Here is an 8,294-nt window from a genome sequence, read left to right on the forward strand (position 1 = left end):
TTTGGCCCGGCATGGGGCCGGATCAAGGAGAGATAGATGTTTGAGCCTTACAACGAGCAGGGATTTCCCGCCAATGCATTTCGATATCGTGATGTCCCCGTCCGCTTCACCTATCGGATCGATGTCAATGCGAACCACGTCGGCGAAATGGATATCGACGGGCTTCTTCCGGGCAACGACAAGGAAACAAGGATCCACCGGCTGAAAGGCCCCTGGGCAACGCAGGAGGAAGCGCTGGCCGCTGCTCAGGCATGGGCTGCATCTTGGATCGACGATTACCTCGCGCAGGTTCAATAGGCTGTAGATAGCTGCAGCATCAGCCTCTGCCCAATCCACCGCACCACGGGAACGGCCTTGCTGTTCCCGATGGCCTTGTACCGTGGGCCGTCAGGGCATTCCTCGGCGGGCTTCCCACGCCATGGGATCAGCGTGTAGTTGTCGGGGAATCCCTGGAGGCGCTCGCACTCGCGCGGTGTAAGGCGTCGAATTGTCGACGCCACGAGTACGTGCGCTTTATCGCCGCCGCCTTGCGAGGCCCGAAGGCTGCCAGCCTGGTCTGCTCCGAGCTCCGCCGCCGAGCCTCCCGGCCGACCGCGGAGCGCGACGAATAAGGCATTCTCCTGCCCGTTGTTCTGACCAAGCGTGTGCGCCACGTTGCACCGAAGGTCTGGGTCTTGTGTTCCGTGAACACAGAAGGTCTCTGAAGCGAAATCGTTCCGGACGCCGTGAGCAGTCAGTGCGCCGGCCTGGAACAGCGAGCCACCCTGGTTCTCCCCGCCGAACGCCGGCACGCCGGCCAGCACCTCGACGGCCGGCCCCTCGTCTCCCTCGCAGTTCGGGCAGCCCCATTGGCCAAGGTTCAGGTCGAAGATGTAGCCGCATCCGCACTGGAGCGCAGGGCCGAAAGGAGCGTGGCCGGCAACGTCTTGCCCCTCGCCTCGGCGCGGCGGATGATCCCTGCGCACGCCTTCGTGCTCAAAAAGTACCGCTGCGGCATCGAACCCTGCTCGAGCACTTGCGACAACGAACACACGGCGGCGTCGTTGTGCCAGGCCGAAATATTGGGCATCCAGAACCCGCCATGCGGCTGCTCGCTTGGGTCCATACACACAACCAGCGTCCTTCCATTTTCCCCCTGGCGGCTGAAGTTCTTCGGATTCGCCCACCAGGGCTCCGAGGAAGCAGCCGAACGCGTTTTTCTTATCGGAGAGGACGCCGGGGACGTTTTCCCAGACGACGACACACTCGTCTCCGGCTGGTCGAACATGGTCAATTGCATCTGCCAACTTCACGAATTTGATGGTCAGGGCGCCGCGCTCCCCGGCGAGCCCGGCGCGCATGCCGGCTACGGAGAAGTCCTGACATGGCGTGCCGCCAACCAGAATCAGTGGCGCGGCGATGATTCCCAGCAGCACCTCGCGGGCGAGCTTGGTCATGTCGCCCAGGTTGCGAACTTCCGGCCAGCGGTAGGCCAGCACGGCACAGGGGAAGGGCTCGATCTCTGCGAACCAACTGGCGCGAAAGCCGAGCGGGTGCTAGGCGACGCTTGCGGCCTCGATGCCGCTGCAGACCGAGCCGTAGCTGATGGTCATGACTTTCTCCAGACAAAGCTCCGCCGCGCCGCGGTGCAGCGGAGGGCGTGGGGATGGGATGGTTAGCGCTTGCCGAACTGAATGCCGTGTTCGGCGGCGATTTTGCGGATGGTGTTTCGATCCAGGTCCATCGCGTCGGCGGTAGCGCTGATGGACATTCCCTGCTCGGCACAGTAGCGGACGGTATCGGCGAGAAGGCGGCGTTTCTCAGCGGCATTACGCTGGAAGGCCGCATGCGCATTGTCGGTTTGCCCGGGAGTGCGCTTGCGGTTATTCCAGACTGCATCCTTCTCGCCGGAGACTCCGATGGGGATGCTCTGGATGACGTGACCGCCGGCCAGGTACTGCTCAACCTGGCCGGCCAACTGTTCCCGACGATCTTCCAGAGGATGACGTGTGCGGTAGTCGATGGGGATCATGCTCATGCCGCGTCGTCCTGGGCCGCTTGCGGCTCCTGATAGGCTTCCGCATTGCCAGGCTCAACCCACTGGTATTCCACGCCTTCCAGGCGCTGCCAGAGGGCATTGCGGGCCGTGCTGACGGCTGCGAAGTCGAAGGTCTTGATGCGCTCCCAGCTACGGGTGTTGAAGGCGAACTCCAGCATGTCGCCTTTGGCCTTCTTGGCATCGTTACTGGTGCCGCCGTGGTGCTTGTTCAGCAGCTCCACAATCTCGTCCAGGGCGATTTCCTTCATGCGCCTCTCTTTCTGCCAGCGTGGTTCGCCGTCTTCTTCGAACAGTTCAGCGTTGTCCCGAGTGGTGTCGACGCCCATGTGCTGGCCGCCGAGGTTCAGGTACTCAATGTGCGGCAGGAAGTCCTTGAAGGAGGGGTTGGCGAACTGCTTGCCGTCGATCTTGGTGCTGCGGTCCTTCAGAACCGTGGCGGTGCGCCAGACCTGCGGAGGGCTGGTGGTGATGTCCATCTGCTTCTCCATCAGGATCAGGATTGACGGCTCGTAACCGGTCTCGCCCTCGGCCTTCATCTTCACGCCGGTCTTTTCGAGGTTCTTCTTGCCGTCTTCACCTTCGAAGAAATCGTACTCGTAGCCGGCACGGCCGCACAGGATGATGTGGCAGTTGCTGTTCACGTAGCGGTCGGTGAAGCGGCGCCATTCCTGTTTCAGCCACGCCCAGTCACTGAATTCCAGGCCACGCTTGCGCCCGCGGCGCTTCGCATACTCATCGCAGAGGCCGGTCCAGAAATGGCTGATGGAGTCGATCAGCAAGAAGGCGCCCTCAGCCTCGGCCTCGTCGATGGCGGTCAGCAGGTCCACGAATGCGCGAGTCTTGGCTACGAACAGCGGAATGCCAGCAGCGTCGAAGCGCGGCTTTACCCAGTCAGAGCCGGTTTCGGTGTCGAGGAACATCACTGGCTTGTCGCCACCCGGCAGGCCCTTGGCTCGCATGTGCTCGACCATGCCGATGGCGATCTCTGTCGCGGTGAAGGTCTTGCCGTCGCCAGCGAAGCCCATGATACCGGCCTTCAGGTAGGCCTGGGTGTTCTCAGCTTTCTTGAAGAGTTTCATGCGTACAGGTCCTTTGCCGCGCGGCGCGCAGCTGGTAGAGATGGGAGTAATGGGTTATTGACCGGTGGCTTTCGCCATGGCGGAGAGCGCGAGGTTTATTGCCTCTTCAAGAGCGTCCGACAGGCCTTGCAGGTCCATCGGATCGGGACCGCCAACGCGAAGTGCGCGAGATAGGCCGCTGATGTTGTCCAGCGCTTCGAACATGTCAGGCGCTGCGGCGATCAGTCTGGCGTTTGCCAGAAGCTCCTGGTCTGCTGGATCGGAATTGCTTGGGTAGTCAGCGTACAGACAGGCATGGCGCTCAGTTCGGCCTCCGCTCTTGGGAGGGAAAGGCCCCACCTTATGGCAAATTCCGCATTGAGTTCCTACTGTCTCCAGGCTCCATGGACCAGGCGTATGGCTCATGCTGTTCTCCAGGAAGAAGGGAAAGGGAAGGCGCTTACGGCGCCACTCGGCCAAGTCGCTCAGGCGTAGAAAAGGGCGCTCCGGGCCTTGGCTGCCGGGGTTTTCACACCTGGCACTATCCGGCTGATCCAGTCGCAGATATCCGGTTTACCGGCCCGCTGCGCTCGGGTGCGTGATTGGGTACTGAGGCGACTCGATGCTGTACCGCCCCGTGATGGAGTCGGCGAACTCGATGGCCTTGAAGAACAGGAGCATGGCGACGATGGCGAGGATCAGGCCGTTGCGGAGGGCTTTCTTCATCATGGCGTCACCATCCCCACAAAAGCCCAGGCGAATGCCAGGACGCTGCCAAGAAAAAGGCCGCCGAAGATAAGGACTTGGGCGGCCTTGGTCAGGTCGATGGTGATTGTCATGCCGCCTCCTGCGCTGCCATGTACAGCCGGTAGATTTCGTCCTGCTTGACGTTGACCAAGTCTCCAGCAATGTCGCGGACGGTATCCTTGCCGATGAAGCAGCGAAGCAGCCGCTTTACCTCGGATATGTCGTTGTTCTCAGCGGCCACCACAGCCTGCGCCAGGTAGCACTCGTGGTCCTGCTTAATGGCCTTCTCAGCGGCGCCCTGCACCTTGATGCACAGGATGTCAGCCTCAACCAGCAGGACTCCGGCGAACCGGACCTGGCCGCGCTGGATCAGGTCATCGACGGCGCAGTAGTGGATGTTTGCCCACTCGGTACTGGACGACCAAGGGAGAGAGTCGTCCGGCACCATGGCGTCATACGCCGCCTGGGCGCGTTGGAGTTTGGCGTTCATGCTGCAGTCCTCGCTTTGTTCTGCGGAATCCAGCAGGCGAGCTCAAGATCGGAAGCGACCTCATAGAACTCGTGGAAGGCGATTCCATCTGGATACTCATGCTGGCCGACTCTCGACCAGACCATTTCGATCAAGCTGTCGCAGGCCATGCAGACCTTGGCGTCGTAGAAGTCGCCTTCGAACTGGCCGACTATCTTCATGTACTGCTCGCCGGGGTTGACGATTCGGAAGCAGCACTCGCAAAGGTGCTGACAGCGAGCCTTCCGCTGCTCCTTGGCTTGGAATGACATGGCTTCCTCCTGGGAGAGAATTAGGGCGAACGCCGGGCACTTCCCCGGATGCGTCAGGTCTGGCTGCGCTAGCCCCTCGACTCGTTCGCTGTTCTGGTCATTCGTCGACTTCGACGAACTCGCCTTCAGCATTCAGCTGGTACCAGGTGTCGGGCTTGATGCCGTCCTGGCCGGCGATGGCTGCCTTGATGTGCACAATTCGGGCGTAGTCATCGCCTTCCGCGTCGGTATCGCGGTAGCAGAGAACGATGGCGCTTCCCGTAGAAGCCTTGGCTTTGCCTTCGATGCCGGCGGCCATCGCCACCGAGTGCTTGCCGGTGCTCGACGCCGCGCCGCGGTCGCCGGTGCTCGACGCCGCGCCGCGGTCGCCGGTGCTCGACGCCGCGCCGTAGTCGCCGGTGCTCGACGCCGCGCCGTAGTCGCCGGTGCTCGACGCCGCGCCCTGGCAGCCGGTGCTCGACGCCGCGCCGCGGTAGCCGGTGCTCGACGCCGCGCCGCGGTCGCCGGTGCTCGACGCCGCGCCGTAGTCGCCGGTGCTCGACGCCGCGCCGCGGTCGCCGGTGCTCGACGCCGCGCCGTAGTCGCCGGTGCTCGACGCCGCGCCGCGGTTGCCGGTGCTCGACGCCGCGCCGTAGTCGCCGGTGCTCGACGCCGCGCCCTGGCAGCCGGTGCTCGACGCCGCGCCGCGGTTGCCGGTGCTCGACGCCGCGCCGTAGTCGCCGGTGCTCGACGCCGCGCCCTGGCAGCCGGTGCTCGACGCCGCGCCGCGGTTGCCGGTGCTCGACGCCGCGCCGTAGTCGCCGGTGCTCGACGCCGCGCCCTGGCAGCCGGTGCTCGACGCCGCGCCGTAGTCGCCGGTGCTCGACGCCGCGCCGCGGTCGCCGGTGCTCGACGCCGCGCCGCGGTCGCCGGTGCTCGACGCAGGCGACTCCGGGTCGACCGGCTTGCACCGGCTGGCGGTGTACTCGATGGCCGCCTTCACCAGGCCCGCGATGGTCAACTCGGCCTTGATGGATATCTTGCGGCTGGCGACTTTCGAATCGCCGTCGTGGCGGCTCAGGTCGCCGGACTGCTCGACCAGCGCGAAGCGGCTACCTGCAGGGCGGTAGTAGCCCAGCACATCCAGCGGATACTCGCAGGCGTGGAAGCCGGAGGCACATGCCTCGACATCCCCTTCGTGCTTGTAGGTGCCGCCGATCTCGAACTGGTAGCCGCGGCAGGTCAGATCCTGATTGAAGCCTTTGTAGGCGGTGACGATCTCTTCAGCAGCCTCGGTCTTTTTCTTGCGGGTCATGGTGCGTTCCTTTGGAGTGCGTGGATGCCCTTGGCCGAGGGCTGGTGCGCGCTTTCGGCTGCCGGCGATGCGTCGGCATGCGAAAGAGGGCGGAAAGAGAAAGCCCGTGCGGTGTCACGGGCTTTCGGCGCGGTAGTAAGGTTTGTTGGCGGGACGCTATGCACCGGATTGCAGTGGCGCCCCGGTGGTACATCGCTCGAACCAATGCCGGCGCACCGGCTTTCTGGAGGATCGGGTAAGCAATTCGGGTTGCGCCGATTCCGGCGGCGCAAACGAAAGCAACACCCCGATCAGGATGATCAGAAGCATGGGAATTCCTCTGGAAAGAGGCCCGTATGTAGCGGGCTAAATGGAGCCATGGGGGAGCGGTCTGGCCGGTCGTAAACCCGGCTATCCTCGTAAGGCCGTCAAAGCCTTCCTCTCCAGTTCCGGCTCTAGCCCCAGCAGGCATACCGGACGTCGCTCAGAAGTGGCTGGTATTACAGGCGGTTGTTTAGGTGGGCGCCTATCCGTTGCCCTGCGTGTCTACTTTCCACGCCGCAAACCGCTCCCCTCATGACTCCAAGGTTCGATGCCCCGAAGGGCATCGGTGTGGATCAGTGCTTGCCGAGGTAGCCGCCCAGGCTGGTCATGGCGAGATCGAAGCCGCGCTTCCAGTCCCATTCGCCCAGGAAGTAGGCGCGGAACGAGGTGCTATCCAGCGAGATGGTCTCGTCAACAGAGTGCTCCATCATCGCGATGATCTCGTCGTAGTCGCCGGTATGGTTCTCCGGCTTTGGCAGCTTGAAATGGATGTCGCTGAGGTCACCCTTCTTGGCGCGCTTCAGTGCATCCGAGAGGAACTTGACGGCAGCGTCCTCGTAATCCTGCGCCGCAGTGGCGTAGTCGATGGCGTGACGATCGCGGCCGGCCTTAAGAGCCGAAACCAGCTCAACCCGGCTCACGTTAACGCTGCGGTTGTTTGCGTGAAGCATGGTGTTTCCTCGTTTTGGTTGACTTCCCGTCTGGCCCTCGGTGAAGGGCCAGCCAGTGAAATCGTGCTTTCCCGCCGCGCTCAGCAATCTGGCGTCTTGCGCGGCGTCTATCTGATCTGTCATTCCCCTGACTGCGGCGCCGATTGCCGCACGGCACAGCCAGGTTCCTGCCCATTACCGCCGGGGTGGCGGGGCGCATTGCGTGCCGGGTCATTCGCTCGGTTCGGCTAACTCCTCGTCCGCCGCAGGTTCTTCCTGCGTTGCCCAGGCCCGCATTGCCTGAGCACGGATCGCCGGTCGCCGGTAGAGGCAATGCGATCTGTTGTTGATCAGTGGTCACGTTGTTAAAGAGCTTCCGGCTTCGCCGAGGCATCTCTGCCTTGCCAGCGCGGTGGATTGCGTTGGTGTGAGACAAATATCAACCAGTGGTTGTTTTATGTCAACAACCAGAAGTTGATATTTCGTGTTTCAGTTGATATCCGGTTGATTTTCTAAGGGAAAAATTTTCTATGCGGCCAGCTTGCAAAGAGCCTGAGGGAGGAAATACTGTATATGCATACAGCAACAGGAGGTTGATATGGCAAAGCAAGCGAAGAGGCAGGAACCCCGCGCACCGAGCAGCTACGAGGTTCTGGGGAGAAGAATTCAGCGACTGATGGGCATGCCAGCCGCGCAGCTGGCGCGGTCGCTGACCATCAGGAAGGAGGAGGGCGAGAGCCAGGCTGACTGGGACCGGCTACTGGACGAAATGAGCCTGGCTGACGGGGTGGATATCGAGGAGGGCGAGGAGGGCGCTGTCACCATTCGGTGGCAGGTGGACGAGAGTGCCTGGTAGGAGGAAGAGGCCATAAACGAAAAGCCCCGCAGTGCGGGGCTTTTTCATGGGGCGATTGATATCAACCTGGTCCAGCTCGGCCCAGTATCAGCCAGATGACGGAGACAATCGCTGCCGAGGCGATAGCCCAGGCGCAGAGAAGAACCCAGAAGGTCGGTCGATGTGGTTGCCCCATGGCGTCCTCCTGTGCAGATGCCAGAAAAAGAAAGGCCGCCTCGATCAGGGACGGGCGGCCGGAAAGGTCTCAGCATGGAAACTTCAGCGTAGCAGGCGATGCCGTCATTGCCAGAAACGAAAAGGCCGTACCCAATCGATACGGCCTTGTCCTGGCAGCTGCTGTCTTCCCAGCTCCAGGGCAGGGAAAATTTACCAAAACGGGTAGGGCGGTCAAGGGGCAGAAACGAAAAGCCCAGCGGGCGCGGGGCTTAGGGGCATGCTTAGTGATGACTTCGGCTGGCGCCGCGCTTCTCCAGGTCGGTGAACAGCATGGACTTCACCAGCGATGAGATGATGTCGCGCTCCATCAGGGCGCTCGCGTGGTCCTTACGGTCATCGATCACAACCATGA

The 8,294-nt window shown here is 62.5% G+C and carries 11 protein-coding genes and 1 pseudogene; 2 read left to right on the forward strand and 10 right to left on the reverse strand.

Features of this window, described 5'->3' with window-relative positions; translation table 11 throughout:
- The first annotated feature begins 36 nt into the window (after positions 1-36).
- Positions 37-297 carry a hypothetical protein gene (locus CHC02_RS28785; protein ID WP_089394782.1) on the forward strand — a complete coding sequence of 87 codons (261 nt, stop codon included), beginning with the start codon at positions 37-39 and terminating at the stop codon, positions 295-297.
- On the opposite strand, the pseudogene CHC02_RS28790 reads toward CHC02_RS28785, so the two are convergent.
- The 10 genes and pseudogenes from CHC02_RS28790 to CHC02_RS28820 all read right to left on the reverse strand — a co-directional run bounded on the left by CHC02_RS28790 (position 291) and on the right by CHC02_RS28820 (position 7,014).
- Positions 291-1,592 (reverse strand): annotated as a pseudogene (locus CHC02_RS28790) (DNA cytosine methyltransferase). The gene CHC02_RS28785 and the pseudogene CHC02_RS28790 sit on opposite strands and share 7 nt — an antisense overlap.
- Before the next feature lie 62 nt (positions 1,593-1,654).
- Positions 1,655-2,017, reverse strand: a complete 363-nt coding sequence (locus tag CHC02_RS28795; protein ID WP_208604373.1) for a hypothetical protein — start codon at positions 2,015-2,017, stop codon at positions 1,655-1,657.
- Positions 2,014-3,117, reverse strand: coding sequence for an AAA family ATPase (locus CHC02_RS28800; protein ID WP_089394784.1), 1,104 nt, complete (start codon positions 3,115-3,117; stop codon positions 2,014-2,016). Before CHC02_RS28800 ends, CHC02_RS28795 begins: the two co-directional genes overlap by 4 nt.
- 54 nt (positions 3,118-3,171) lie before the next feature.
- Entirely contained in the window at positions 3,172-3,321 is a 150-nt protein-coding gene (locus CHC02_RS30345; RefSeq protein ID WP_167364866.1) for a hypothetical protein, read from the reverse strand.
- 348 nt (positions 3,322-3,669) lie between these two features.
- Positions 3,670-3,825: a hypothetical protein gene (locus CHC02_RS30350; RefSeq protein WP_167364867.1), complete on the reverse strand. Its 156-nt coding sequence runs from the start codon at positions 3,823-3,825 to the stop codon at positions 3,670-3,672.
- 106 nt (positions 3,826-3,931) lie between these two features.
- Positions 3,932-4,333: a hypothetical protein gene (locus CHC02_RS28805; protein WP_089394785.1), complete on the reverse strand. Its 402-nt coding sequence runs from the start codon at positions 4,331-4,333 to the stop codon at positions 3,932-3,934.
- Positions 4,330-4,623, reverse strand: coding sequence for a hypothetical protein (locus CHC02_RS28810; protein ID WP_089394786.1), 294 nt, complete (start codon positions 4,621-4,623; stop codon positions 4,330-4,332). The genes CHC02_RS28805 and CHC02_RS28810 overlap by 4 nt, the downstream gene beginning before the upstream one ends.
- Positions 4,624-4,720: 97 nt before the next feature.
- The gene (locus CHC02_RS28815; RefSeq protein WP_089394787.1) at positions 4,721-5,917 is read right to left on the reverse strand and encodes a DUF7666 domain-containing protein; all 1,197 of its coding nucleotides are present in this window, start codon (positions 5,915-5,917) and stop codon (positions 4,721-4,723) included.
- Between the two features lie 156 nt (positions 5,918-6,073).
- On the reverse strand, positions 6,074-6,226 hold the full coding sequence (locus tag CHC02_RS30355; RefSeq protein WP_167364883.1) for a hypothetical protein: 153 nt from the start codon (positions 6,224-6,226) through the stop codon (positions 6,074-6,076).
- A gap of 287 nt (positions 6,227-6,513) precedes the next feature.
- Entirely contained in the window at positions 6,514-7,014 is a 501-nt protein-coding gene (locus tag CHC02_RS28820; protein WP_139210280.1) for a hypothetical protein, read from the reverse strand.
- A gap of 454 nt (positions 7,015-7,468) precedes the next feature.
- On the opposite strand from CHC02_RS28820, the gene CHC02_RS28825 reads away from it, so the two are divergent.
- Complete coding sequence (locus CHC02_RS28825; protein ID WP_061562247.1) at positions 7,469-7,726, forward strand: DUF1654 domain-containing protein; 258 nt, start codon at positions 7,469-7,471, stop codon at positions 7,724-7,726.
- The last annotated feature ends 568 nt before the right edge of the window (positions 7,727-8,294 follow it).

The sequence above is a fragment of the Pseudomonas delhiensis genome (assembly GCF_900187975.1).
GTDB lineage: Bacteria > Pseudomonadota > Gammaproteobacteria > Pseudomonadales > Pseudomonadaceae > Pseudomonas > Pseudomonas delhiensis.

Excerpts from the sequence above, each read along its gene's own strand:
- CHC02_RS28815 (WP_089394787.1), bottom strand. The coding sequence starts at position 5,917 with ATGACCCGCAAGAAAAAGACCGAGGCTGCTGAAGAGATCGTCACCGCC.
- CHC02_RS28805 (WP_089394785.1), bottom strand. The coding sequence starts at position 4,333 with ATGAACGCCAAACTCCAACGCGCCCAGGCGGCGTATGACGCCATGGTG.
- CHC02_RS28820 (WP_139210280.1), bottom strand. The coding sequence starts at position 7,014 with ATGACAGATCAGATAGACGCCGCGCAAGACGCCAGATTGCTGAGCGCG.
- CHC02_RS30345 (WP_167364866.1), bottom strand. The coding sequence starts at position 3,321 with ATGTTCGAAGCGCTGGACAACATCAGCGGCCTATCTCGCGCACTTCGC.
- CHC02_RS28795 (WP_208604373.1), bottom strand. The coding sequence starts at position 2,017 with ATGAGCATGATCCCCATCGACTACCGCACACGTCATCCTCTGGAAGAT.
- CHC02_RS30355 (WP_167364883.1), bottom strand. The coding sequence starts at position 6,226 with ATGCTTCTGATCATCCTGATCGGGGTGTTGCTTTCGTTTGCGCCGCCG.
- CHC02_RS30350 (WP_167364867.1), bottom strand. The coding sequence starts at position 3,825 with ATGATGAAGAAAGCCCTCCGCAACGGCCTGATCCTCGCCATCGTCGCC.
- CHC02_RS28785 (WP_089394782.1), top strand. The coding sequence starts at position 37 with ATGTTTGAGCCTTACAACGAGCAGGGATTTCCCGCCAATGCATTTCGA.
- CHC02_RS28825 (WP_061562247.1), top strand. The coding sequence starts at position 7,469 with ATGGCAAAGCAAGCGAAGAGGCAGGAACCCCGCGCACCGAGCAGCTAC.
- CHC02_RS28800 (WP_089394784.1), bottom strand. The coding sequence starts at position 3,117 with ATGAAACTCTTCAAGAAAGCTGAGAACACCCAGGCCTACCTGAAGGCC.
- CHC02_RS28810 (WP_089394786.1), bottom strand. The coding sequence starts at position 4,623 with ATGTCATTCCAAGCCAAGGAGCAGCGGAAGGCTCGCTGTCAGCACCTT.